The sequence below is a fragment of the Candidatus Pelagibacter sp. genome, assembly GCF_052049995.1.
GTDB lineage: Bacteria > Pseudomonadota > Alphaproteobacteria > Pelagibacterales > Pelagibacteraceae > Pelagibacter.
On record NZ_JBNGYX010000002.1, the window covers coordinates 64,346 to 88,704 of the forward strand.

Consider the following 24,359-nt stretch of genomic DNA (forward strand, 5'->3'; position numbering starts at 1 on the left):
ATAGAGTTGAAATTTATTTACCATAAAATAATGTTCTTTCAAAATGTCTAATTATAAAACTGTTTTTTTTACACTAGGAATTTTGCAAATAATTTTAGGGATCTCAATGTTCATCCCTATAATTGCTCAATTTATTTATTCAGAAATAGATTCATCATTTTTTGGTGCATCTATTGTTACTATAATTTTTGGATCATTATTTTTTCTTTCAAATCTAGACCACGAAAAAAAATTAAATTTGCAACAAGCATTTTTATTAACTGCCTTGTCATGGTTAAGTATTGCTATTTTTGGATCTTTACCATTTATATTTTCGACTATTGAACTTTCAATTACTGATGCTTTTTTTGAAAGTATGTCTGGTATTACAACAACTGGATCAACAATTATTTCTGACTTAGAGAATACACCGAAAGGTATTCTATTATGGAGAGCAATACTTCAATGGTTGGGGGGTATTGGTATAATTGTTATGGCAATTACCCTGATGCCTATAATGAATGTTGGTGGTATGCAATTATTTAAAATTTCTAGCAACGACTCATCTGAAAAAATTCTTCCTAAATCAAAAGAAATAGCTTTAAGACTTATCTATATTTATTCAGGCCTAACTGCTCTTTGTGCATTATCATATTGGGTATTTGGAATGGGAAAATTTGATAGTTTAACTCATTCTATGACTACCATAGCTACAGGTGGATTTTCTAATTATAATCAATCAATCGGATATTTTGACAGTGTTCTTATAGAAATATCATCTATGATTTTTATAATTTTAGGAAGTATTCCATTTATTGCATACATTAAATTTATTAGTGGTAATAAAAAAATATTTTTAAACGATATTCAAATCAGAACATTTATTAAAATAATAATAATAAGCATTATTATATTATCAATTTATTTATTATTTAATAATAACGGAAACTTTAGTTTAAGATCTATTTTTTTTAATACTATTTCAATATTGACTGGAACAGGTTATGTTAATGCTGAATTTGATGGTTGGGGAAGTTTTCCTATAACAATATTTCTTGCATTAATGTTTATTGGGGGCTGTGCTGGATCAACTACTTGTGGTATTAAAATTTTTAGAATTCAAATTCTATATTTATTTATATTAAATCAATTAAAAAAAATTATATATCCCAAGGGAATATTTGTAATTAAATATGATCAAGGATCTGTTGAAGATAAATTTATTGCATCAATAATTTCATTTATTTATTTTTACTTTGTTATTTTTTTTATTTTAGCTGCATTATTATCATTAACTGGTCTTGATTTTATAACTGCTATCTCTGGAGCAGCAACATCAATATCAAATGTTGGTCCTGGTTTAGGTCCTATAATAGGACCTAATGGAGATTTTTCATCTTTGCCTGATATTTCTAAATGGATCTTAACTGTAGGTATGATTTTAGGTAGACTTGAGTTGTTTGCAATATTAGTATTGTTCTTACCATCTTTTTGGAGAAATTAATTATGTCTGAAACAAAGAAACAAACATGGCTTGATTCACTTGCAGTATATAAAGATATTCGAATGATGAGAATTCTTTTATTAGGTGCAATAAGTGGATTTCCATGGGTGTTAATTGCAAGTAGCTTAAGTCTTTGGCTTAAAGAAGAAGGTCTTAGTAGATCAACAATTGGATGGGCAGGTTTAATTTTTGGAGTATACGCTTTCAATTATTTGTGGGCTCCCATTATAGATAGAATTCAAATTCCAATTCTAACAAAAAAATTAGGTCATAGAAGAGGATGGATAGTTTTGATGCAATTAATTATTTTGTTAAGTCTTGTTGTTTGGAGTGTAATTAATCCAACTGAAAATTTGGCTTTATTAATTACTATAGGTTTAATTATTGCTATCGCGTCAGCAACCCAAGATATAACTGTGGATGCATTAAGAATTGAACAGATAAATGAAAATGAAGGAAAATCAATGGCTGCAGGCGCAGCCATGGCCGTTGTTGGTTGGTGGACAGGTTATAAATTAGGTGGAGTTGTTGCTTTATTTACGGCAGAATTTTTAGAAAACCTAGGGATAGCTGACTACTGGCAAGCTACTTTTTTAATTTTAGGTATTTTAATAATCTTAATGAATATTGGATTAATGTATGTTCATGAACCGATAGAGACAAACAGAGAGGCAAAACAGAGAGAAACAGACAAATTAATTGAAGGAAAACTTGGATCTAGCAATATTATTACAAACTTTATCGCTTATATTACAGGAACTATAGGCGGACCTATTATTAGTTTTTTTAGAAAAAATGGTTTTGCCATTGCAGCTGGAATTTTAGGATTTGTTTTCTTATTTAAGATAGGTGAGGCATTTATGGGAAGAATGTCTATTGTTTTTTATAAAGAAATTGGTTTCTCCAAAGGTCAAATTGCAATTTATTCAAAAGGTCTTGGTTGGATAACTACAGTTGTATTTACTTTGTTGGGTGGAGTAATGGCCATGAGAGCTGGAACAATTAAAACTATGTTCTTTGCTGGTGGATTAATGGCTGTAACCAATCTTTTATTTGCAGTTTTAGCATGGACTGGAAAATCAGAAATTTTATTTGCAATTGCGGTTATAGCTGATGACATCACAGCAGCTTTTGCAACTGTAGCATTTGTTGCATTTATATCATTACTAGTTGATAGAACTTATACAGCCACACAATATGCATTACTTGCTTCAATTGGTACTGCTGGTCGTACTACTTTAGCTTCATCCTCTGGAGCTTTAGTTGACTGGTTAAATGGAGATTGGGGAACATTTTTTGTTTTAACAACTATTATGGTGATACCTTCGTTGATTTGTTTGTGGTTAATTAAAAACAAAATTAAAATTGGTGCAAAATAATTTTTACTTCATAGGTAATTTTTCGAATATTTACAAAAATCCTTCGAGAAGATCTGAAGTAACTTCACAAATTATATATGGTGAAAAATTCAAAATATTAGCAAAAAATAAAAATTGGATAAAAATTAAAACTTTATTTGATAATTATAAAGGGTTTATAAAAAATTCAAAATATATAGAAAAATTTAGCCCCAAATATAAAGTCAGTTCACTAAAAGCAAAGATTTATAAAAAACCTGGAATTGGAACTAGCAGTTGGCTTCCACTTGCATCCAAATTATCTGTATTTGAACAAAATAAAAATTACGTAAAAATTGAAAAAAATAAATGGATTAAAAAAGTAGATATTAAAAAAATAAACCATAAAGAAAATAATTTTACAAAAATATTTAAAAAATTTCTCGATGTAAAATATGTTTGGGGTGGAAAAACATTTAAAGGTATTGATTGTTCGGCCTTATTGCAAATATTTTATTGTTATAATAATTTGTTTTATCCAAGAGATACAAAAGATCAGATCAAATATACAAAAAAGAATTTAAAGAAAAAACTATTTAAAAAAGGAAATATTATTTTTTGGAAAGGTCATGTTGCCATGTGTTTAAATTCTAAACAACTAATTCATGCTTATGGTCCAGAAAAAAAAGTAGTTATTATGCCAATTATAGAAACAATTAATAGAATTGAAAAAACTGCCAAGCTAAAGGTAAAAAAAGTATCTAGAATAAAATATTAATTTCTTCCAAAGTCAGGTTTATCAATATCTTGTTTCAATTTGATAATTTTTGACCTTACTTTTTTAGTCTGAATAAGTTTCTTTATGATAGACTTATTATTTTTTGAATTAATATCTTTTTTAAATTGATTTAAATTTTTTATAAATAAATCAATCGCTTTTGAAATATTATTTTTATTGTTAAAAAAAATATCTCTCCACATGATTTCATTTGATGCTGCAATCCTAGAAAAATCTCGTAATCCACCAGCACTATATTTGATTAACTCATAATTTTGTTTTTTCTCAAAATCTTGTGCAGATTTCACCAGATTATATGCAATTAAGTGTGGTAAATGACTAGTAATAGAAAAAATTTTGTCATGTTTTTCAGCGCTCATAACAACTACTTTTGCTCCAATTTTTTTCCAAAACTTAGTTAGAATATTTATATTATTTTTTTTAATATTTTTTTCAGTAATTATTATGCACCATCTATCAGTAAACATATTTTCTTTACCATGCTCAGGTCCACTGACCTCTGACCCAGCTATTGGGTGACTTTGAATCCAATGAATACCTTTCTTTAAAGATTTATTTATAATCTTAGAAGTTTCAATTTTTGAAGAACCAATATCTGTAATCAATGTTTTCGATGGTATAAATTTATTAATTTTTAAAATAATATTTTTGTATTCACTCATTGGTGTGCAAAAGATGATTAAATCAGAATTACTTGCACCTTCTTTTAATGATTTAACAATTGTTCCAGGTAATTTTAATTTTTTTATCTTAGCAATATTTGATTTTGATTTTTCGTAAATAAATATTTTTTTTGCTATTTTTTTTTTGCTAATACACCTTAATAAAGATGAACCTAATAATCCACAGCCAATAATAAAAATATTTTTCATTTTTTCAATACTTGCTTAATAACACTCATAAATTTTAAGTTTTCTTCTTTAGATCCAATAGTTAACCTTAATTTATTCTTTATATGATAACCGTCTTCTGTTGATCTTAAAATAATTCCCTTATTTTTAAGTTTTTCATATAGAAATTTTGCTGAATATCTGCATTTTTCAAAATTAAGTAACAAAAAATTTGCTGAAACTGAATTTGTAAAAATATTATATGTCTCAAGAAATTTCTTAATTTTTGTAGAATATAATAAATTATGTCTAATCGATTTGGTTATGAAAGCTTTATCCTTCAGTGACTCGATGGCAGCTAATTGAGCAATACCATTTACATTAAATGGTGGTTTTATAACATTTAGCGCATCAACTATTTTTTTTGATCCATATCCCCAACCTACTCTGAGAGAAGCTAATCCAAACATTTTTGAAAAAGTTCTGAGAATGAAAACATTGTCTTTATTTTTAAACAAATCTAACCCAGATGAATAATTTTTGTTTTTCATATATTCTGCATAGGCATCATCAATGACTAGTAAAATTTTTTTATTTAATCTTTTTCTTAATTCTAAAACTTCTTTTTTCGTTAAGTAAGTTCCTGTAGGATTGTTTGGGTTAGCTATAAAAACAATTTTAGTTTTTTTTGTTATTTTTTTTAAAATTTCATTTACTGAAACTTTAAAGTTAATTTCTTTTGCAAATACAACTTTTGCACCTATAATTTTTGAGTAAATTCTGTACATTAAAAAACTGTACTCTGGTACCACAACCTCATCTTTCGGATTTAAAAACAACTGGCAGAGCATTTGAATAACTTCATCTGAACCAGCTCCACAAATAATTTTATCAGAATTACATTTATGAGCTTTAGATATTGCTTTTCTTAAATTTTGAGATTTTCCATCTGGATATTTATCTAAATTCAGATTTTTATTTGATATTATTTTCTTTGCTTTAGGGCTCATACCTAAAGCAGACTCATTTGCAGAAAGCTTAATTACGTTCTTAAGTTTCTTAACTTTTGATTTACCAGGTTTATAAGCCTCAATATTAAATTTCTTGAAATTTAGAGTTGTCATTTTTTTTAATTTATGTGCTCTTTATAGATAAAATTACAAAATTTTATAGAGAATAAGAGGATTTTTTAAAAAATTGACATAATAAATAAGTTCTAGTAAAAAAATTATGCGCTGATTTAACTGAATTGCGAGCGCTTAAAAAAAACCGCTAAAATAGTTTTTTTTCTCACAATTCGAAACAGTCAAAAACAATGAATACTGAGAAAAACATAAAAACTTTAATTGTAAAAAAACCACTAAAATTAGACTGTGGAAAGACTATAAAAGATTTTCCGATAGCCTATGAAACTTACGGTTCACTTAATTCAAAAAAAGATAATGCAATATTAGTTTTTCATGCTCTAACGGGAGATCAATTTGTAAGCGGAATAAACCCTGTAACTAACAAAGAGGGATGGTGGAGTTATGCAGTAGGTCCTGATAAAGCTATCGATACGAATAAATATTTTGTTATTTGCTCTAACGTAATTGGTGGATGTATGGGATCATACGGACCAAGTCATAAAGATCCTGATCAAAAAATTTTTGGAACAAATTTTCCAGTTATTACTATTAATGATATGGTGAATGCTCAATATAATTTACTTGAGCATTTTGGTATTGATAAACTATTTTCTATAACTGGTGGTTCAATGGGAGGTATGCAAGTCCTTCAGTTTATTAGTAACTTTCCTGATAAATCTAAAACAGTGATACCGATAGCAACCACATCTAGTCATTCAGCTCAAAATATTGCTTTTAACGAACTTGGTAGACAAGCTATTACAGCTGATAGTAACTGGAAAGATGGGAATTATACATTAAACGATACTAATCCTGGAAAAGGATTAGCAGTAGCTAGAATGGCAGCTCATATTACCTATTTATCAAAAAAAGGTTTGCAGGAAAAATTTGGAAGAAAGTTACAAGAAAGAGAAGATCTTAAATTTGGATTTGACGCTGATTTTCAAATAGAAAGTTATTTAAGATATCAGGGCTCAGTTTTCGTAGATAGATTTGATGCAAATAGTTATCTTTATATTACTAGAGCTATGGATTATTTTGATTTAGCTAAGCAATTCAATGGTAATCTTTCAGAAGCATTTATAAATACAAACGCGAAATTTTTTATAATTTCTTTTACTTCAGATTGGCTTTATCCAACACAAGAAAACAAAGATATTGTGATTGCTTTAAACTCAATAGGAGCTGATGTTGGATTTGTAGAAATTGAGTCAGATAAAGGTCACGACTCCTTTTTACTTGATGTTCCTGATTTCTTGAGCGCACTTAAAAACTTTTTAGATAAATCTTACGAAGAAAATTAATTATGAAAAATGAATTTCAGGTAATAGCTGATTTAATTGAAAAAGATAAGAAAGTCTTAGATGTAGGTTGTGCCGATGGAACTTTAATGAAATTTTTAAAAGACAATAAAAACATAAATATAAGAGGATTAGAGATTTCAAAAGAAAAAGTGCAAGAATGTATTGCTAAAGGTTTAACTGTAATTGAAGGAAATGCTGAAAAAGATTTAAAGCAATTTCCAGACAAATCATTTGATTATGTTGTTTTAAGTCAAACCCTTCAAGCTTTTCTTAATCCAGAATTAGTTTTAGATGAACTTTTAAGAGTTGGAAAAAAAGCAATAGTTACGATTCCTAATTTTGGATACTGGAAAGTAAGATTCCATTTATTATTTAAAGGTACAATGCCAGTTACAAAAACATTGCCAGATGAATGGTATAACACACCAAATTTACATATGTGTACAATCAAAGATTTTTTTCGCTTTGTAAAATCGAAAGATATTAAAATTTTTAAATCACTCGCTTTAAATAATCTTAATTCATCAATAATAAATGAGAGTAATTTAGGAGTTAAAAATTTGTTTGCAGATCTAGGTATATTTTTGATAGAAAAATAAAATGCGTATTGAAATTATACCTTGTCTTCAAGACAACTATAGCTATTTAATTATAGACGAAAGTAACAATTTTGCGTGTGTTGTGGATCCCAGTGAGTCTGAACCGATAATAAATTTCCTAAAAAACAAAAATATAAAATTAAAATATATTCTTAATACTCATCATCATTATGATCATATTGGAGGAAATGAAGAATTAAAAAAAAAATATGGTTCAATTGTTGTGGGTTTTAAAGGAGACTCAAAAAGAATACCTGGAATAGACATATTGTTAGAAGACAATCAAATATGGAAAGCTGAAAACTTTGAAGCTAAAATTATGCATATACCTGGACACACATCAGGCCATATTTGTTTTAATTTTTTTAAAGAAAAATTAGTTTTTACTGGAGATACACTTTTCTCACTTGGCTGTGGAAGAATATTTGAAGGCTCTTATGAAGAAATGTTTGAGTCTTTGAACAAAATTAAATTATTACCAAAAGAGACAAAAATTTATTGTGGTCATGAATACACTCTTAACAATGCAAAATTTTGTAAAAAATATGATTCTGAGAACAAAGATTTACAAAAAAAAATAGAAAAAATAGAAAAATTAAGAGAAAATGGAATCCCCACCATACCCTCAACTTTAAAAGAGGAATTGGATTGTAATATATTTTTAAGAGCAAAAGATGTAAAAACCTTTTCAAAATTAAGAGATTTTAAGGATAATTTCTAATTAATTCGGCTTGACTAAAGGCTGACTACAACTATATTGCGATAACTTTAAATTAAATCATACTATGTCATACGCAGTAATAAAAACAGGTGGAAAACAGTACAAAGTAAAATCTGGTGAAATTCTAAAGATTGAAAAACTACCAGATTCTAAACCTGAGACTATGATAGAGTTTAATGAAATTTTGGCATACGGTGATGACAAATCAATTGAAATTGGAAATCCAAATGTTAAGGGTGCAAAAGTAGAAGCTAATTTAATTAAAAATAGTAAAAATAGAACTATTTTAATTTTTAAAAAAAGAAGAAGACAAAATTCAAGAAGAAAAAATGGGCATAGACAACAATATTCTATGATAAGAATTAACAAAATTTTTTCAAAAGATGGTAAAGTGTTATCAGAAGCTGAAAAAATTTCTAAAACTTCAAAAAAAGAAGAAGTTAAGGAAGCAGTAAGCAAATAGTTATTAGGTAAATTATGGCAACAAAAAAAGCAGGTGGATCATCACGAAACGGACGAGATAGTGCCGGTAGAAGACTTGGTGTAAAAAAGTATGGTGGTGAAACAGTAATTCCTGGAAACATAATTGTAAGACAAAGAGGAACTAAGATTTTTCCAGGTGAAAATGTTGGTATGGGTAAAGATCATTCAATATTTTCAGTTGTTAAAGGGAAAGTTGTTTTCAAAAAATCTAAATCAGATAGAACTTTTGTTTCTGTAAAGCCCAATTAATAGTACAACCAATTAAAATAGATGTTGTATTATGAAATTTCTCGATCAAGTTAAAATTTATATTAAAGCTGGAAACGGTGGAGACGGATCTCCAAGTTTTAGAAGAGAGAAATATGTTGAGTTTGGCGGACCAGATGGTGGGGACGGTGGAAAAGGTGGATCAATTATTTTGAAGTCAGAGGAAAATTTAAATACCCTTATTGATTATCGATATCAACAACACCACAAAGCCCAACGTGGAGAAAATGGTTCTGGTCAAAACCGAACGGGAAAAAGTGGTGAAGATTTAATTTTAAAAGTTCCTCTAGGTACACAGGTATTTGAAGAAGATAACAAAACTCTTCTTTTTGATTTTAATAAAAAAGGTGAAGAATATGTTGCAGCTGCTGGTGGAAAAGGAGGTTTGGGAAACACAAGATTTAAAAGTTCTACAAATAGAGCTCCAAGAAAATTTACTAAAGGCACTATCGGAGAAGAATTTACAATATGGCTTCAATTAAAAACAATTGCTGATATCGGTATTATTGGATTGCCGAATGCGGGAAAATCAAGTTTGTTAGCAGCATTAACAAACGCAAGTCCAAAAATTGCAAATTACAAATTTACAACTATTAATCCAAACCTTGGCGTGGCTTCTTACGATGATAAAGAAATTACCATTGCAGATATTCCAGGATTAGTTGAAGGTGCTCACGAAGGTATAGGTCTAGGGATACAATTTTTAAAACATATAGAGAGATGTAAGTCTTTACTGCACTTAATTGATGTCACCAACTTAGATCTAAATGAGTCTTATAATCAGGTGAAAAATGAATTAAAAAGCTACAGTGCAAAGTTATTAGAAAAAAAAGAACTAATTGTGCTTAATAAAGTTGATTTGATTGATGAAGAAACAGTAAATGAAGTTATAGATCATTTTTCAAAGGGTAAAAATTGTGAGATTATGACAATGACAACTCTTGAAAAAAAATCTGTATCAAAAATTAAAGCAAAGCTTTTGTCTTATGTATCTTAAAAATTCTAAAATAATTGTTGTCAAAATTGGATCATCTCTCCTAGTTGATCAAAATAAAAAAATTAGGAAACAATGGTTATCTAGTTTTGCAAAAGATATTAAAAAATTAAGAGATAAAAATCAAAAAGTAGTTATTGTTAGCTCTGGTGCTATAGCTTTGGGTTGCAAGAAAATGAATTATAACAAAAAAAATATCAAATTAGATAAGAGTCAAGCTATTGCGTCTATTGGTCAAATAGAGTTGATGAATTTATTTTCACAAACTTTCTCAAAGTATAAATTAAATATTTCTCAGATTTTGCTTACATTGGAAGATACTGAGGAAAGAAGAAGATCTCTCAATGCAAAACGAACTTTTGATAATCTTTTTGAACTTGGTTTTATTCCAATAGTAAATGAAAATGACACTATTGCAACGAGTGAAATAAAATATGGAGATAATGATAGACTGGCATCTAGGGTTGCACAAATTACAAACGCTGATACCTTAATTTTATTATCTGACGTTCATGGTTTGTATACAAAAAATCCTAAAATTTTTAAGGATGCTAAACTTATAAAAAAAATTGATGACCTAAAAAAAGATCTAAAAAAAATTTATATTAAAGGCATAAATGAATATGGAAGTGGTGGTATGCATACAAAAATTGAAGCAGCAAAAATATGTCAGCTTGCTGGTACTAGTATGGTTATTGCAAATGGACTTTATTCAAATCCTATCTCAAAAATAATTGAAAAAAATAACTGCACCTGGTTTAGTCCAAAAATTTCAAAGTTAGATGCTAGAAAAAAATGGATAATAAGTTCTGTGGCACCTAAAGGAGCTTTAATAATTGATGATGGTGCTAAAAAAGCATTAAAATCTGGAAAAAGTTTGTTAGCAGCAGGAATTAAAAAAGTTTCGGGAAGATTTAACAAAGGTGATCATATTAAAATATTGGATAAAAAAAATAACGAATGTGCTAGAGGATTAAGTTCTTTTACTTCTGATGAGGTGAATAAAATTATGGGTCATCACTCTAATGAAATTGAAAAATTATTAGGCTATGTTGCGAAATCAGAAGTTATTCATAAAGATGATATGGTAGAAATTTAAATGGTGAAATATATGAATTTAATTGGAATAAAGGCTCGAAAAGCTAGTGAGTATAAAGTTACAACTGAAGTAAAAAATAAAGTCTTAAATGATTACGCGAAATTAATTAAGAATGAAAAAAAATTTATTATTAATCAAAATTCAAAAGATATTTATTACGCAAGAAAAAAAGGTTTAAAAGAAAACTTAATCAAAAGACTTCATTTAAATGAAAATAAATTAGATGGAATTATAAATTCTATTTTAAAAATAGCTAAATTAAGGGATCCTATAGACAAAACTTTAGACAAATGGAAAAGACCAAATGGTTTGAATATTAAAAGAGTTTCAATACCAATTGGAGTTATTGGAGTTATTTATGAAAGTAGACCAAATGTAACTTCAGATGTTGCTAGTCTTTGTTTTAAATCTGGAAATGTAGTGATTTTGAAAGGAGGCTCTGAGGCCATAAATTCAAATAAAGCTTTAGCTAAGTTGTTTAGAAAAGCACTTAAAAAAAATAAAGTTGATGAAAACTTTATACAGTTTATCGATTCAAAACAAAGGAGGCTTGTAGATATTATGCTTTCTAAGATGAAAAAATATATCGATGTCATCATACCTCGTGGTGGAAAAAATTTGGTTAAAAAAGTTTTAGAATTATCCAAAGTACCTATAATTGGGCACTTAGAGGGGCTTTGTCATACTTATATAGATAAAGATGCAGAATTAAAAATGGCGAAAGAAGTTGTCCATAACGCTAAATTAAGAAATACAAGTATATGTGGTGCAACTGAAACTATTCTTATTCATAAAAATATAGTCAAAAAATTTAGTGATCCTATTTTGCAGGAACTTGAAAATAGTGGTTGTAAAATAATTGGAGATAAGATTTTGAAGAATTATTACAAAGGTCAAGTGTATCCTGCAAAAGAAAAAGATTGGTCAACTGAATATTTAGCATCAATTGTGTCTGTTAAAATTGTTAAAAATTCTGAAGAGGCAATTAAGCATATTAACAAATATGGAACTATGCACACGGACTCAATCATTACAAAAAATAAAAAGACAGCAAAATATTTCTTAAAAAATGTTAAAAGCTCAATTGCAATGCATAATACCTCGACTCAATTTGCTGATGGTGGTGAATTTGGATTTGGCGGAGAAGTTGGAATTTCTACTAATACTCTACCACCAAGAGGTCCTGTAGGTTTAAATCAATTGATTTCATATAAATATGAAATCACTAGTAATGGTAGAATAAGAAATTAAATTGAATAACATAAAAATAAAAATTGGTGTATTAGGTGGATCATTTGATCCTGCTCATAAAGGACACTTAGCAATTTCAAAAGAAGCAAAGAAAAGATTCAAACTCAAAAAAGTTATTTGGGCAATTACAAAAAAAAATCCATTTAAAAAGGAGAGCAAAACCTCAATTGCTCAAAGAATTAAATATTGTAAAAAAATAATTGGGGCAAATTCATTTATTAAGGTTAAATTTTATGAAAAAATTATTAAATCAAATAAAACTATAAATTTAATCAATCATTTAAAAAAAAATAAAAGCATTGAAATTTTTTTTTTAATGGGTGCCGATAACCTAATTAATTTTCATAAATGGCATAAATCTAAATTAATTTCAAAAAAATGTAATATTCTAGTTTTTGACAGACATGGGTATAAAAAAAATTCTTTAAAATCAAAGACATTTAAACAACTCAGTAAGGCCAATCTAGAGTTTATTGAGTTTAATAAAGTCAACATTTCATCTTCTCAATTAAGAAAAATTTGATAATCTAAAAACAATTAATGGACAAAATTTCAGATTTAAAAGAAATTGTAATCAGCACATTAGATCTCAATAAAGCTCAAGACATTGTAACTATTGATCTCAAAGACAAAAGTTCTATGGCTGATTACATGATCATTGCAAGTGGAACTTCATCTAGACATATCCAATCTTTATCAGAACAAGTTTTAGAAAAACTAAAAAATAATGGTGTAAAAGACTCTAAAATTGAAGGTAAAGAAAGTACTGAATGGAAACTTGTTGATGGTATTGATTTGATTGTTCATATTTTTCATCCAGAAAAAAGAAAATTTTATGAATTAGAAAAAATTTGGTCAGAGTTAATTCCAAAAGAAAAAGTGATGATATGAAAAAAATTAAAATTTTATTGTTAATTTTTTTCTCTATTTTTTTCTTAACTAAAACAGTTACTTCAGCTGAAATTGATATTTATAAAAAAATTGATCTTTTTGGTGAGGTTCTAGAAAAAATTAATAAAGAATATGTTGATGAATTCAATCAATCTGAAAGTATGGACTCTGCAATTAATGGTCTTTTACAATCTTTAGATCCTTATTCATCCTACATGTCTCCTAAAATTTTCGATGAAATGCAAACAGAAACCAGCGGTGAGTTTGGTGGATTAGGAATTGAGGTCAGTATGGAAGCTGGTGTGGTGAAAGTAATTTCACCAATAGATGATACACCTGCATCCAGAGCTGGATTAAAAGCTGGTGATTACATTGTCAAAATAAATAATGTTCAGGTTCAAGGAAAATCATTAAGTGAAGCTGTTGATTTAATGAGAGGACCTGTTGGCTCTGGAATTGAATTAACAGTAAGAAGGAGAGGCGAAAAAAAAGCTTTAACATTTAATATCATAAGAGAAGTTATCCAGGTTCAATCTGTAAAATCAGAAATTATGGATGAAAATATTGGATACATTAGGCTTACTTCATTTAACGATAACAGTAGTGATCAAATAGAAAAACAAATTAAAAAGCTTAAAAAAAATAAAAATATAAAATCGTTTATTTTAGATTTAAGAAATAATCCTGGGGGTCTTTTAACTCAAGCAATAAAAATCTCAGATTTTTTTCTAGAAAATGGGGAGATAGTTTCAACAAAAAGCAGAAAAAAATTTGAAAATAGAAAATGGTTTGCCAAAAAAGGAGATATTATTGATGGAAAAACATTATTAGTTCTAATTAATTATGGTTCAGCTTCTGCATCTGAAATTGTTGCTGGGGCTTTAAAGGATCACAAAAGAGCAGTCATAATAGGCGAAAATAGTTATGGAAAGGGTTCAGTCCAATCAATTATTCCTTTAAAAAATCGTGGAGCTATCAGATTAACTGTCGCAAAATATTATCTTCCTTCTGGAAAATCTATTTCTGAAGTAGGTGTTAGACCAGATATAGAAGTAAATGAAGAAGGTGATGATTTTAGAATAAAAACTGATACTGATAATCAATTAAACTACGCTATTAAGTTACTTAACGGATAATATGAATAAAAATTTTAAAGATTTACCACTGAGAAGTGGGGTCGGAATTGTGTTACTGAATAAACAAAATAAAGTATTCGTTGCAAAAAGAATAGATAATCCTAAAAATTTTTGGCAAATGCCTCAGGGTGGTGTTGATGAGGGAGAGGATAATTTAAAAGCTGCATTTAGAGAACTAGAGGAAGAAACAAGTATCAAAAGTGTAGAACTTATAAAAGAATTAGATGGTACATTAACCTATGATTTACCTGATAGATTACTAGGTATTATTTGGAAAGGTAAATACAAAGGTCAGAAGCAAAAATGGTTTTTAATGCGATTTATTGGAAATGATAATGAAATAAATATAAATACATCTAATCCAGAATTTTTAGATTGGAAGTGGATTGACTTAGATTTAATTACTGATGTTGTGGTTGATTTTAAACATCATGTTTACAAAGAACTTAAAGAAAAAGTAAAAAAACTAATTTAGAGTTTTTAAAACTTCAACTTTTTGATCTGCTAAATATTTAGATTGATCGTTAATATCAGTTTTATTAGCCTCTTCTTCTGCCTGTTTAAGTAAATCTTGTTGCTTTGATTTATTCATATCAGCAAGATTAAAAATTGTACTTGTTAAAATTGATAAATTGTTATTTTTGAACTCAACAATTCCATCTTCAACATAGTAATTTTCATCACCTGATTTTGATAAAATCTTAATTATCCCAGGTTTCAAAAAGGAAATAATAGAAATATGATCCTTCAATATTCCCATCTCTCCTTCAAAAGCAGGAACAACAACTTCTGAAACATCATCTTTCACTAAAAAAGATTTTTCAGGATTTACAATTTCTACTTTAAACTCTTCGCTCATTAAGCAGCAGCTTCTTGTTCCATTTTCTTAGCTTTTTCTATAGCTTCTTCAATTGTCCCAACCATATAAAAAGCAGCTTCAGGTAAGTGATCGTACTCACCTTTACAGATTGCATCAAAACCTTTGATAGTTGAGTCAAGATCAACAAGTTTTCCTGGAGAACCAGTAAATACTTCTGCAACAAAGAATGGTTGAGATAAAAATCTCTGGATTTTTCTAGCTCTTGCTACAACTAATTTATCTTCTTCGGATAACTCATCCATACCAAGAATAGCTATAATATCTTGTAGTGATTTATATGATTGTAGAATTCTTTGAACATCTCTTGCTACTCTATAATGCTCATCTCCAACAATTCTTGGATCTAAAATTCTTGATGTAGAATCAAGTGGATCTACTGCTGGATAAATACCAATTTCAGCAATTTGTCTTGAAAGTACAGTCGTTGCATCTAAGTGAGCAAATGATGTCGCTGGAGCAGGGTCAGTTAAATCATCAGCAGGTACATAAATTGCTTGTACAGATGTAATTGAACCTTTGTTTGTAGTAGTAATTCTTTCTTGTAGGTTACCCATGTCAGTAGCTAATGTCGGTTGATATCCAACAGCAGATGGAATTCTTCCTAACAAAGCTGAAACCTCTGATCCTGCTTGAGTAAATCTAAAAATATTATCTACGAAGAAAAGTACGTCCTGACCTTCCTGGTCCCTGAAGTATTCAGCTACAGTCAAACCTGTAAGTGCAACTCTTGCTCTTGCTCCAGGGGGTTCATTCATCTGTCCATAAACTAGAGCCGCTTTTGAACCGGCTCCTTCTTTTTTTATTACTCCAGACTCAATCATTTCATGATAAAGGTCATTTCCTTCTCTAGTTCTCTCTCCAACTCCCGCGAAAACTGAAAAACCACCATGAGCTTTTGCAACGTTATTAATTAATTCCATAATTAAAACTGTTTTTCCTACTCCTGCTCCACCAAATAATCCAATCTTTCCACCTTTTGCATAAGGTGCAAGCAAATCAATAACTTTAATACCTGTTACAAGTATTTCAGTTTCTGTTGATTGGTCATTAAATTCAGGTGCAGCTCTATGAATTGGCCAACTTTCTTTAGTCTTAACTTCGCCTCTTTCATCAATTGGTTCCCCAATTACATTTATAATTCTTCCAAGAGTTTCAGGCCCAACAGGAACTTGAATAGGAGCATTTGTGTTGGTAACTTCATCACCTCTTTTTAGTCCTTCAGTGGCATCCATAGCAATTGTTCTAACAGTAGTTTCACCTAAGTGTTGTGCTACCTCTAAAACTAGTCTGTTATCACCATTTTTACATTCCAATGCTGTTAAAATTTCTGGTAGTTCACCATCAAATTTCACGTCTACTACCGCTCCAATAACTTGTGTGATTATTCCTTTGCTCATAATTATAAACTTTCTGCTCCTGATATGATTTCTATTAGTTCTTTTGTAATTGCTGCCTGACGACTTCTATTATATTCAATAGTAAGTTTGTCAACCATTTCACCTGCGTTTCGGGTTGCATTATCCATTGCACTCATTCTAGACCCTTGTTCGCTAGCTGAATTCTCTAACATAGCCTTAAATATTTGCGTAGAAATATTCTTTGGCAATAAATTGCTTAAAATTTCATCTTCATCTGGTTCAAATTCGTAACTTTCTTCTGAGCTACTTTCTTCTCCCTCATTATTTAATGGGATAATTTGCTGTGCTTGAGGAATTTGAGTAATTACATTTTTAAATTGGTTATAAAAAATTGTACAAACATCAAATTCACCTGCTTCGAATTTTTCAATTACCATTTTCCCGACTTTGTCAGCATCAAAATAATTTGCATTTTTAGACTCTTTGAAAGAAATATTTTCAATTATTTTATCACCATAAACTCTTTTTAGTTGATCATTTCCCTTTGAGCCTACTATAATAATTTTAAGTTCTTTACCTTCATCTAAAATTTTTGCAAAATAACTTTTAGCTTTTTTAATAATATTAGAATTAAATCCACCACATAAACCTCTATCAGAAGTCATCACCACACAAAGATGAGTTTTTTCTTGACCAGTACCTGACAATAACTTTGGTGCATTTTCTTTATCAGATATACCATTTGATAAATTTAAAATAACATTATTCATTTTTTCAGAATAAGGCCTTCCCTTCTCAGCACTTTCTTGAGCTCTTCTTAATTTAGCTGCTGCAACCATTTTCATAGCTTTAGTAATTTTCTGTGTAGACTTTACACTAGCTATTCTTTTTTTTAGGTCGTCTAAACTTGCCATAAATTATTAAGATTTAAAATTTCCTTTTAATTGAGTGATTACCTCAACAAGTAATTTTTCTTTATCTTCCTCAAGTTTTCCTGAACTTAGAATTGACTCGATAATTTCAGGCTTATCTGATTTACATTTTTCAATAATCTTGGTCTCAAATTCAGCAACATCTTTTAAATCAATGTCATCAAGATAACCTTTTACTCCACAAAATACTGAAATAACTTGTTCTGCAACAGTCATGGGTGAATATTGTTTTTGTTTTAAAAGTTCAGTTAACTTAGAGCCTCTATTCAAAAGTTGCTGGGTAGATGCATCTAAATCAGATCCAAATTGAGCAAAAGCTGCCATTTCTCTGTATTGTGCTAGCTCTAATTTCATTGAACCAGAAACTTTTTTCATCGCTTTTGTTTGAGCTGATGAACCAACCCTAGATACTGATAAACCTACGTTAATTGCAGGTCTTATACCTTGGTTAAATAGTTCTGTTTCAAGGAAAATTTGTCCGTCTGTAATTGAAATAACGTTAGTTGGAATGAACGCGGATACGTCTCCACCTTGTGTTTCAATAATTGGCAGTGCTGTAAGCGACCCACCACCATGTTCATCACTTAATTTAGCTGCTCTTTCAAGTAATCTGCTATGAAGATAAAATACATCTCCAGGATATGCCTCACGTCCGGGCGGTCTTCTTAATAGCAATGACATTTGTCTATAAGCAACTGCTTGTTTAGACAAATCATCATAAATTATTAACGCATGCATTCCATTATCTCTAAAATACTCACCCATAGCACAACCTGTGTATGGTGCTAAGAATTGTAAAGGAGCAGAGTCAGATGCAGTAGCAGCAACGATTGTTGTGTACTCCATAGCTCCAGCTTCTTCTAATGTTTTTTGAATTTGTCTTACTGTTGATCTTTTTTGTCCAACTGCAACGTATATACAATACAGTTTTTGTTTTTCATCACCAGACTCATTGATTTTTTTTTGATTAATAATTGCATCTACTGCAACTGCTGTTTTACCAGTTTGTCTATCACCGATAATTAATTCCCTTTGCCCTCTTCCAATCGGAACAAGACTATCAATTGATTTAAGACCAGTTTGCATTGGTTCACTTACTGATTGTCGTGGAATAATACCTGGAGCTTTTACTTCAACCCTACTTTTTTTAATTCCTTTATCCAATGGTCCTTTTCCATCGATAGGATTTCCTAAACCATCCACTACTCTTCCTAATAATTCTTTTCCAACTGGAGTATCAACAATATTACCAGTTCTTTTTACTACATCCCCTTCTTTAACATTTCTGTCATCACCAAAAATTACGACACCAACATTTTCACTTTCTAAGTTTAGAGCCATACCTTTTGAACCATCTGCAAACTCTACCATTTCACCAGCTTGAACATTATCCAAACCATAAATCCTAGCAATACCGTCTCCAACTGATAAAACTTGACCAACTTCTGTGACTTCTGCTTTATCTCCAAAATTTTTAATTTGTTCTTTTAATATTTTTGTAACTTCTGAAGGATTTATTTCCATTTATGCCTCTATCATTCTATTTTCGATTTGTTGTAATTTATTTTTAATTGAGGTATCAACCATAGTACTTCCTACTTGTACTACCAAACCTCCTATTAAACTTTCGTCATGTTTGTAGTTTAATTTTATTTTTGAGCTAAAATTTTTTGTTAACTCTTCTGTAATTTTTGCAATTTCTTCATTAGATAATTCTTTTGCTGATTTTAATTCTGCCTTAAGTTCACCTCTTTTTCTTGAACAAATTTCAATAAAGCTTTTAAGTATACGCTCAATAAAAAAGAAACGTCTTTTTTGAATTAAGAAACTTAAAAAATTTTTAAATAAAGATTCAAATTTATTATTTTCAGAGATTGTATTGATTACTTTTTGTAAATCTTCTTGGCTTGTAGTTGGATCTTTAATCAAATTAGAAAAATCTTCACTTTGATCAATTAAATTAAGAATAGATGAAGACTGATCTTCGATCTGACTTAAAAGATTGTTTTCCTCTGAAAGTTCAAAAAGAGCAAGAGAATACCTTTCAGCTGAAGTTATTGAAAATCCGGTGTCTTTACTCAACTTGGTTCCTCTATAATGTTGAAGATTATTTAAAAATCACGCCCTAAATAGCATATGACCCTTATGTCTTCAAGTAGCGGATTCGTAAAAAAGGCGTCTTTTTCTAGGTTAATTGAAGTTAATTGGATCAACATCAACTGAAAGTTTTATTCCAGAAGAAAATTTATATTTTGGAATAATTTTTGCAAGAGAGCTTTGTAGTTTCATAGATTTTAAGCCTCTTATCAAAAATCTTATTCTAAATTTTCTTTTTAATCTAAATAATGGGGCATTCACTGGACCTAGTATTTTTCCTTCTATTTTGTTTTCAATAAAATTTTTAAAATTAATAGCTTCTTTTTCTAATTTAATTTCATTGTCTCCTGTTAAGATTAAAGAAATAAACCTTTGAAATGGAGGTAGTTTATTTTTTTTTCTTATCTGCAGTTCTCTTTCTAAAAAAATATCTGGATTTTTACTTGTAATTTCTGAAATCATCTTAGTATTATTTTCATAAGTTTGAAAATAAACGGTTGCTGGTTTTCCAGTTCTTCCTGCGCGTCCTGAAAGTTGATGATAAAGCTGCAAATTTTTTTCTGCACCTCTTAAATCATGTCCTTGAGATGAAAGATCAATATCAACGACTACAATGCAATTTAAACTTGGAAAATGAAAACCTTTCGAAATTAATTGAGTTCCAACTATAATATGCGTTTCATTATTAATAATTTTATCTATTTTTTCTTTAGAATCTTTTTTATTCATTGTGTCACTTGAAAAAATCTCTATTTTTTTTCCAGGAAATTTTCTTTTTACCTCTTCTGAAATTCTCTCAACACCAGGACCACTAAAAATAAATTCACAATTACCTTCTTTTGTACAATTCCTATTAAGATCAGATTTATATCCACAATAATGACATAATAAATTATTTTTATTTTTATGATAAACTAAATTGATACTACAATTTGGACATGAAAAACTTGTAAAACATTTATTACATAAAGCATTCGGAGAAAAACCTCTTCTATTTAAAAAAAACAAAACTTGATCTTTTTTTTCCAAATGTGAATTTACTTTTTCAATAATTTTATTTGATAGCCATGATTGTTTTTCAATTTTGGTATTGTTTAAATTAATAATTTCATAATTAGGTAATGCTGCGTTTTGGTACCTTTCATTTAATCTAGAAACTTCGTATTTACCTTTTTTAATATTTTCAAAAGTTTCAATGGAGGGAACAGCAGTAATCAAATTGATTGGAATATTTTCAAAAGATGCTCTAGAAATTGCCATATCGCGAGCATTGTAGGTTATACCTTCATCTTGTTTAAATGATTGATCATGTTCCTCATCAACAATTATCATTCCTAATTTTTTAAAAGGTAAAAATAGTGAAGATCTTGCACCAATAATTATTTTTATTTTGCCATTAGAAACTCCACTCCAAATTAATTCTTTCTTTTTTTTTGAAATACCTGAATGCCAAACTGCAGGTTTAAAACCAAAATATTCTAAAAATTTTTGTTCAAACTGACTAGTTAGACCTATTTCTGGCAATAAAATTAATCCTTGAAAACCCCTCTCTATCAGTGGTTTTAACGCTTCAAAATAAACTAAAGTTTTTCCTGATCCAGTTGTACCTTGTAAAACATGAACTCTAAATTTTTTATTTGAAACATTCATTTTTTTTAGAGATTTATTTTGATCACTAGATAGCTTGATTAAGTTTTGTTTAATTTTGCTATCAAATATTTGATAAAGTTGAGTTTTTTTGTTCTCTACCGCATCACTACTTAAGAGTACTAACTTTAATGCCATACCCTTTGGGATAAGGTTATATTCTGCAAACCAATTTAAAAAATTAATTGTATTTTTTTTTAATGGAGTAACATCTAATTTCTTGATTACCTTTTTAGTCTTAAAATTTTTATTATTATTTTTTTCAAATTCGTCCCAAACAACTCCAGTAATTTTTGATTTTCCAAAAGGTACCATTACATAATCGCCAACTTTTAGAGCAAAATTACTTTCATAAGTAAATGGATGATTAAAAATATTTGGTACAAGAATCGGATATTTCATATTTTTATAATATGAAAAAAAATTAAGAGTGTATTGCTCTTTTATCTACTGATAAAGCAGCTTCTTTAACTGCTTCAGAAAAAGTTGGATGAGCATGACACGTTCGGGCGATATCTTCTGCACTTGCACCAAATTCCATAGCAACACCGATCTCTGCAATTAATTCTCCTGCATGAGGTCCAATTATATGTGCACCTAATACTTTATCTGTTTGCTCATCAGCTAAAATTTTAACAAAACCTTCTGCATCATCTATAGCCTTAGCTCTTGAATTAGCCATAAACGAAAATTTACCTACTTTATATTTTTTATTTAATTCTTTTAATTGTTCCTCGGTTTTACCGATTGATGCTACTTCTGGTGTTGTATAAATTACTCCTGGGATTGTATCGTAATTTACATGTCCAGATTGACCGACTATGTTTTCTGCAACTGCTATACCTTCGTCCTCCGCTTTATGTGCAAGCATTGGACCAACAATTACATCACCTATTGCATAAATATTTTCAACGTTAGTCTTAAAAATTTTATCAGTTTTAATTCTATTTCTCTCATCAAGATCTACTCCCACAGACTCTAAATTCAAACCATCTGTATTAGGTTTTCTGCCAACAGAAATCAAAACAACATCACACTCAAAATTATTTTTATTTCCATCTTTATCTACTGTTGAAACTACTGCACCAGCAGCATTTTTTTTAATTGATTCAACTTTATTTTGCATATTAAATTTCATTCCCTGTTTTTTTAAAATTTTCATAAATTCTGAAGAGATTTCTTTATCCATTCCAGGTGTAATATGATCTAAAAATTCAACAACTTGCACCTCTGCTCCAAGTCTTGACCATACAGATCCCATCTCCAATCCTATATAGCCTCCTCCTACTACGACCATTTTCTTGGGTACCTTTTCTAACTTTAAAGCACCTGTTGATGAGACAATTGTTTTCTCATCTATCTCTATTCCTGGTAATGAAACTGGAACTGATCCTGTTGCAATAACTGCTTTTTCTGTTTGGATGATGGTTTCTTTATTTTTATCATCCCTTATTAAAATTTCATTTTTAGATTTAAAACTTCCGTGTCCTTTAAAATAAGTAACTTTGTTTTTTTTCAAAAGAAACTCAACACCTTTTGTAAGAACGGTTACAGCTTTATCTTTGCTTTTCATCATTTTGTCTAAATTTAATTTAACTTCACCAACTTCAATACCTTTGTTTGCTAAACTTTTTACTTTATGAAATTCTTCAGACAGATTAAGTAAGCTTTTTGACGGGATGCAACCAACATTTAAACAAGTACCTCCCAAAGACCCTCTAGACTCTATACATGCAGTTTTTAATCCTAATTGAGCAAGTCTGATTGCACACACGTAACCACCCGGTCCACCTCCAATAACTACAGCTTGAAATTTTTCTGACATTTAAATATCTAAAAACAACCTTCTAGGGTCTTCTAAGTTTTCTTTAATCATTTTTAGGAAAGATACAGATTCTTTTCCATCAATAATTCTGTGATCATATGATAATGCTAAATACATAATTGGTCTTATTTTGATTTCACCGTCTACAACAACAGGTCTTTCGACTATATTATGCATGCCCAACACTCCAGATTGAGGTAAATTTAGTATTGGGGTTGAAAGCATAGACCCATAAACACCTCCATTACTTATTGTAAATGTTCCTCCCTGAAGATCTTCAATCGTTAGCTTTCCATCTCGCGCTTTTTCTGAAATTTCTTTAATATTTTTTTCAATATCTGCAAAGGATAATTCATCTGCATTTCTCAAAACTGGAACAACCAAACCCTTATCTGTTCCGACAGCAAAGCTAATATTGTAAAAGTTTTTATATATAATCTCATCTCCTTCTATTTCAGCATTCACCGCAGGGAAATTTTTTAAAGCAACTACACATGCTTTTACAAAGAAAGACATAAATCCTAATTTTATCCCATAACGAGATTGGAAATCCTCTTGATTTTCTTTCCTCATTTCCATCACACTGCTCATATCAACCTCGTTAAATGTTGTTAAAAGAGCAGCATTCTCTTGAGCTTGCTTTAATCTTTTTGCAATAGTTTGTCTCAACCTAGTCATCTTAATTCGCTCTTCCTCACCATATTGAATTTTTCTTTCAGATGGTTTTGGATTTGCACCCATCAAACTTATTAAATCTCCTTTTAAAACTCTCCCATCTTTTCCTGAACCTTGAATTGAATTAATATCGATATTATTTTCAGTTACTATTTTTCTCACTGCTGGAGATAAGGTTGGATTAACATTTCTTTTTGAAGCAACATCTGGTTTAAATTCCTCAGTTAAAACTAATGGTTTCTCTTTGGGTTTTTCTATATCTTTTTCTTCAAATACTTTTGGTTCTTTTTTATTTGCATCTAGTTTTATTACATTACTCTCTGCAGGAGCTATTTCTTTTTGCTTGACTTCTTTTTGGGTTTTTGGCGCAGATTTAACCACTCCACCTTCTGCTGATACAGAACCTAGTAATGCTCCTACTTCAACGACTGATCCATCTTGTGAATTTATCTCAGTTAACACACCAGAAATTGGAGATGGCACTTCTAAGTTTACTTTGTCTGTCTCAAGTTCTACAATTGGCTCATCTGCTTCGACTGTATCACCTGCGTTTTTTAACCATTTTGCAACAGTCGCTTCTGTTATACTTTCACCAAGAACTGGTACTACTATTTTTTCACTCAT

The 24,359-nt window shown here is 29.4% G+C and carries 25 protein-coding genes; 15 read left to right on the forward strand and 10 right to left on the reverse strand.

Annotated elements, in window-relative coordinates; translation table 11 throughout:
- The first annotated feature begins 43 nt into the window (after nucleotides 1–43).
- The 3 genes from ACTT9Y_RS02625 to ACTT9Y_RS02635 are packed head-to-tail and all read left to right on the forward strand — an operon-like array spanning nucleotide 44 to nucleotide 3,598.
- Nucleotides 44–1,483 carry a TrkH family potassium uptake protein gene (locus tag ACTT9Y_RS02625; protein ID WP_440932881.1) on the forward strand — a complete coding sequence of 480 codons (1,440 nt, stop codon included), beginning with the start codon at nucleotides 44–46 and terminating at the stop codon, nucleotides 1,481–1,483.
- 2 nt (nucleotides 1,484–1,485) lie between these two features.
- The gene (locus ACTT9Y_RS02630) at nucleotides 1,486–2,862 is read left to right on the forward strand and encodes an AmpG family muropeptide MFS transporter (RefSeq protein ID WP_440932882.1); all 1,377 of its coding nucleotides are present in this window, start codon (nucleotides 1,486–1,488) and stop codon (nucleotides 2,860–2,862) included.
- Nucleotides 2,852–3,598 carry a C40 family peptidase gene (locus tag ACTT9Y_RS02635; protein WP_440932883.1) on the forward strand — a complete coding sequence of 249 codons (747 nt, stop codon included), beginning with the start codon at nucleotides 2,852–2,854 and terminating at the stop codon, nucleotides 3,596–3,598. The genes ACTT9Y_RS02630 and ACTT9Y_RS02635 overlap by 11 nt, the downstream gene beginning before the upstream one ends.
- Here ACTT9Y_RS02635 and ACTT9Y_RS02640 read toward each other — a convergent pair.
- Both ACTT9Y_RS02640 and hisC read right to left on the reverse strand, forming a co-directional pair.
- On the reverse strand, nucleotides 3,595–4,491 hold the full coding sequence (locus tag ACTT9Y_RS02640; RefSeq protein WP_440932884.1) for a prephenate dehydrogenase: 897 nt from the start codon (nucleotides 4,489–4,491) through the stop codon (nucleotides 3,595–3,597). The genes ACTT9Y_RS02635 and ACTT9Y_RS02640 overlap by 4 nt on opposite strands.
- Nucleotides 4,488–5,573, reverse strand: a complete 1,086-nt coding sequence (hisC, locus tag ACTT9Y_RS02645; protein ID WP_440932885.1) for a histidinol-phosphate transaminase — start codon at nucleotides 5,571–5,573, stop codon at nucleotides 4,488–4,490. Before hisC ends, ACTT9Y_RS02640 begins: the two co-directional genes overlap by 4 nt.
- 191 nt (nucleotides 5,574–5,764) lie before the next feature.
- Here hisC and metX point away from each other — a divergent pair, with 191 nt between their 5' ends.
- From metX to ACTT9Y_RS02705, 12 genes are all read left to right on the forward strand, one after another.
- Complete coding sequence (gene metX / locus ACTT9Y_RS02650) at nucleotides 5,765–6,880, forward strand: homoserine O-acetyltransferase MetX (protein WP_440932886.1); 1,116 nt, start codon at nucleotides 5,765–5,767, stop codon at nucleotides 6,878–6,880.
- Between the two features lie 2 nt (nucleotides 6,881–6,882).
- Nucleotides 6,883–7,479, forward strand: coding sequence for a methionine biosynthesis protein MetW (gene metW / locus ACTT9Y_RS02655; RefSeq protein ID WP_440932887.1), 597 nt, complete (start codon nucleotides 6,883–6,885; stop codon nucleotides 7,477–7,479).
- A 1-nt stretch (nucleotide 7,480) separates the two neighbouring features.
- Nucleotides 7,481–8,200 carry a hydroxyacylglutathione hydrolase gene (gene gloB, locus ACTT9Y_RS02660; RefSeq protein WP_440932888.1) on the forward strand — a complete coding sequence of 240 codons (720 nt, stop codon included), beginning with the start codon at nucleotides 7,481–7,483 and terminating at the stop codon, nucleotides 8,198–8,200.
- Nucleotides 8,201–8,264: 64 nt separating this feature from the next.
- The gene (gene rplU, locus ACTT9Y_RS02665) at nucleotides 8,265–8,663 is read left to right on the forward strand and encodes a 50S ribosomal protein L21 (RefSeq protein ID WP_440932889.1); all 399 of its coding nucleotides are present in this window, start codon (nucleotides 8,265–8,267) and stop codon (nucleotides 8,661–8,663) included.
- A 14-nt stretch (nucleotides 8,664–8,677) separates the two neighbouring features.
- A complete protein-coding gene (gene rpmA / locus ACTT9Y_RS02670; protein WP_023854670.1) occupies nucleotides 8,678–8,932 on the forward strand; it encodes a 50S ribosomal protein L27 in 255 nt (84 codons plus the stop codon).
- Between the two features lie 31 nt (nucleotides 8,933–8,963).
- A complete protein-coding gene (gene cgtA, locus ACTT9Y_RS02675) occupies nucleotides 8,964–9,947 on the forward strand; it encodes an Obg family GTPase CgtA (RefSeq protein ID WP_440932890.1) in 984 nt (327 codons plus the stop codon).
- Nucleotides 9,937–11,043, forward strand: coding sequence for a glutamate 5-kinase (gene proB / locus ACTT9Y_RS02680; RefSeq protein ID WP_440932891.1), 1,107 nt, complete (start codon nucleotides 9,937–9,939; stop codon nucleotides 11,041–11,043). Before cgtA ends, proB begins: the two co-directional genes overlap by 11 nt.
- Nucleotides 11,044–12,294: a glutamate-5-semialdehyde dehydrogenase gene (locus ACTT9Y_RS02685; RefSeq protein ID WP_440932892.1), complete on the forward strand. Its 1,251-nt coding sequence runs from the start codon at nucleotides 11,044–11,046 to the stop codon at nucleotides 12,292–12,294. It abuts the gene before it with no gap.
- Nucleotides 12,290–12,817 (forward strand): nicotinate (nicotinamide) nucleotide adenylyltransferase, encoded by a 528-nt coding sequence (gene nadD, locus ACTT9Y_RS02690; RefSeq protein ID WP_440932985.1) that lies wholly within the window; start codon nucleotides 12,290–12,292, stop codon nucleotides 12,815–12,817. Before ACTT9Y_RS02685 ends, nadD begins: the two co-directional genes overlap by 5 nt.
- A gap of 17 nt (nucleotides 12,818–12,834) precedes the next feature.
- The gene (gene rsfS / locus ACTT9Y_RS02695; protein ID WP_440932893.1) at nucleotides 12,835–13,185 is read left to right on the forward strand and encodes a ribosome silencing factor; all 351 of its coding nucleotides are present in this window, start codon (nucleotides 12,835–12,837) and stop codon (nucleotides 13,183–13,185) included.
- Nucleotides 13,182–14,321, forward strand: a complete 1,140-nt coding sequence (locus tag ACTT9Y_RS02700) for a S41 family peptidase (protein WP_440932894.1) — start codon at nucleotides 13,182–13,184, stop codon at nucleotides 14,319–14,321. The genes rsfS and ACTT9Y_RS02700 overlap by 4 nt, the downstream gene beginning before the upstream one ends.
- Before the next feature lies 1 nt (nucleotide 14,322).
- Nucleotides 14,323–14,796: an RNA pyrophosphohydrolase gene (locus ACTT9Y_RS02705; RefSeq protein WP_075502547.1), complete on the forward strand. Its 474-nt coding sequence runs from the start codon at nucleotides 14,323–14,325 to the stop codon at nucleotides 14,794–14,796.
- On the opposite strand, the gene atpC is transcribed toward ACTT9Y_RS02705, so the two are convergent.
- The 8 genes from atpC to odhB form a co-directional block, all read right to left on the reverse strand.
- On the reverse strand, nucleotides 14,788–15,180 hold the full coding sequence (gene atpC / locus ACTT9Y_RS02710; protein ID WP_440932895.1) for an ATP synthase F1 subunit epsilon: 393 nt from the start codon (nucleotides 15,178–15,180) through the stop codon (nucleotides 14,788–14,790). The two genes, ACTT9Y_RS02705 and atpC, sit on opposite strands and share 9 nt — an antisense overlap.
- Nucleotides 15,180–16,598: a F0F1 ATP synthase subunit beta gene (gene atpD, locus ACTT9Y_RS02715; protein ID WP_023854661.1), complete on the reverse strand. Its 1,419-nt coding sequence runs from the start codon at nucleotides 16,596–16,598 to the stop codon at nucleotides 15,180–15,182. The genes atpC and atpD overlap by 1 nt, the downstream gene beginning before the upstream one ends.
- A gap of 2 nt (nucleotides 16,599–16,600) precedes the next feature.
- Nucleotides 16,601–17,473, reverse strand: a complete 873-nt coding sequence (locus tag ACTT9Y_RS02720) for a F0F1 ATP synthase subunit gamma (RefSeq protein WP_440932896.1) — start codon at nucleotides 17,471–17,473, stop codon at nucleotides 16,601–16,603.
- 6 nt (nucleotides 17,474–17,479) lie between these two features.
- Nucleotides 17,480–19,015 carry a F0F1 ATP synthase subunit alpha gene (gene atpA / locus ACTT9Y_RS02725; protein WP_440932897.1) on the reverse strand — a complete coding sequence of 512 codons (1,536 nt, stop codon included), beginning with the start codon at nucleotides 19,013–19,015 and terminating at the stop codon, nucleotides 17,480–17,482.
- Nucleotides 19,016–19,573 (reverse strand): ATP synthase F1 subunit delta, encoded by a 558-nt coding sequence (gene atpH, locus ACTT9Y_RS02730; protein ID WP_440932898.1) that lies wholly within the window; start codon nucleotides 19,571–19,573, stop codon nucleotides 19,016–19,018.
- 108 nt (nucleotides 19,574–19,681) lie between these two features.
- The gene (gene priA / locus ACTT9Y_RS02735) at nucleotides 19,682–21,637 is read right to left on the reverse strand and encodes a replication restart helicase PriA (RefSeq protein ID WP_440932899.1); all 1,956 of its coding nucleotides are present in this window, start codon (nucleotides 21,635–21,637) and stop codon (nucleotides 19,682–19,684) included.
- A 22-nt stretch (nucleotides 21,638–21,659) separates the two neighbouring features.
- Nucleotides 21,660–23,060, reverse strand: a complete 1,401-nt coding sequence (gene lpdA / locus ACTT9Y_RS02740; RefSeq protein ID WP_440932900.1) for a dihydrolipoyl dehydrogenase — start codon at nucleotides 23,058–23,060, stop codon at nucleotides 21,660–21,662.
- A complete protein-coding gene (gene odhB, locus ACTT9Y_RS02745) occupies nucleotides 23,061–24,359 on the reverse strand; it encodes a 2-oxoglutarate dehydrogenase complex dihydrolipoyllysine-residue succinyltransferase (protein WP_440932901.1) in 1,299 nt (432 codons plus the stop codon).

Excerpts from the sequence above, each read along its gene's own strand:
- ACTT9Y_RS02625 (WP_440932881.1), top strand. The coding sequence starts at position 44 with ATGTCTAATTATAAAACTGTTTTTTTTACACTAGGAATTTTGCAAATA.
- ACTT9Y_RS02630 (WP_440932882.1), top strand. The coding sequence starts at position 1,486 with ATGTCTGAAACAAAGAAACAAACATGGCTTGATTCACTTGCAGTATAT.
- ACTT9Y_RS02640 (WP_440932884.1), bottom strand. The coding sequence starts at position 4,491 with ATGAAAAATATTTTTATTATTGGCTGTGGATTATTAGGTTCATCTTTA.
- hisC (WP_440932885.1), bottom strand. The coding sequence starts at position 5,573 with ATGACAACTCTAAATTTCAAGAAATTTAATATTGAGGCTTATAAACCT.
- metX (WP_440932886.1), top strand. The coding sequence starts at position 5,765 with ATGAATACTGAGAAAAACATAAAAACTTTAATTGTAAAAAAACCACTA.
- metW (WP_440932887.1), top strand. The coding sequence starts at position 6,883 with ATGAAAAATGAATTTCAGGTAATAGCTGATTTAATTGAAAAAGATAAG.
- gloB (WP_440932888.1), top strand. The coding sequence starts at position 7,481 with ATGCGTATTGAAATTATACCTTGTCTTCAAGACAACTATAGCTATTTA.
- rplU (WP_440932889.1), top strand. The coding sequence starts at position 8,265 with ATGTCATACGCAGTAATAAAAACAGGTGGAAAACAGTACAAAGTAAAA.
- rpmA (WP_023854670.1), top strand. The coding sequence starts at position 8,678 with ATGGCAACAAAAAAAGCAGGTGGATCATCACGAAACGGACGAGATAGT.
- cgtA (WP_440932890.1), top strand. The coding sequence starts at position 8,964 with ATGAAATTTCTCGATCAAGTTAAAATTTATATTAAAGCTGGAAACGGT.
- proB (WP_440932891.1), top strand. The coding sequence starts at position 9,937 with ATGTATCTTAAAAATTCTAAAATAATTGTTGTCAAAATTGGATCATCT.
- ACTT9Y_RS02685 (WP_440932892.1), top strand. The coding sequence starts at position 11,044 with ATGGTGAAATATATGAATTTAATTGGAATAAAGGCTCGAAAAGCTAGT.
- rsfS (WP_440932893.1), top strand. The coding sequence starts at position 12,835 with ATGGACAAAATTTCAGATTTAAAAGAAATTGTAATCAGCACATTAGAT.
- ACTT9Y_RS02700 (WP_440932894.1), top strand. The coding sequence starts at position 13,182 with ATGAAAAAAATTAAAATTTTATTGTTAATTTTTTTCTCTATTTTTTTC.
- ACTT9Y_RS02705 (WP_075502547.1), top strand. The coding sequence starts at position 14,323 with ATGAATAAAAATTTTAAAGATTTACCACTGAGAAGTGGGGTCGGAATT.
- atpC (WP_440932895.1), bottom strand. The coding sequence starts at position 15,180 with ATGAGCGAAGAGTTTAAAGTAGAAATTGTAAATCCTGAAAAATCTTTT.
- atpD (WP_023854661.1), bottom strand. The coding sequence starts at position 16,598 with ATGAGCAAAGGAATAATCACACAAGTTATTGGAGCGGTAGTAGACGTG.
- ACTT9Y_RS02720 (WP_440932896.1), bottom strand. The coding sequence starts at position 17,473 with ATGGCAAGTTTAGACGACCTAAAAAAAAGAATAGCTAGTGTAAAGTCT.
- atpA (WP_440932897.1), bottom strand. The coding sequence starts at position 19,015 with ATGGAAATAAATCCTTCAGAAGTTACAAAAATATTAAAAGAACAAATT.
- priA (WP_440932899.1), bottom strand. The coding sequence starts at position 21,637 with ATGAAATATCCGATTCTTGTACCAAATATTTTTAATCATCCATTTACT.
- lpdA (WP_440932900.1), bottom strand. The coding sequence starts at position 23,060 with ATGTCAGAAAAATTTCAAGCTGTAGTTATTGGAGGTGGACCGGGTGGT.
- odhB (WP_440932901.1), bottom strand. The coding sequence starts at position 24,359 with ATGAGTGAAAAAATAGTAGTACCAGTTCTTGGTGAAAGTATAACAGAA.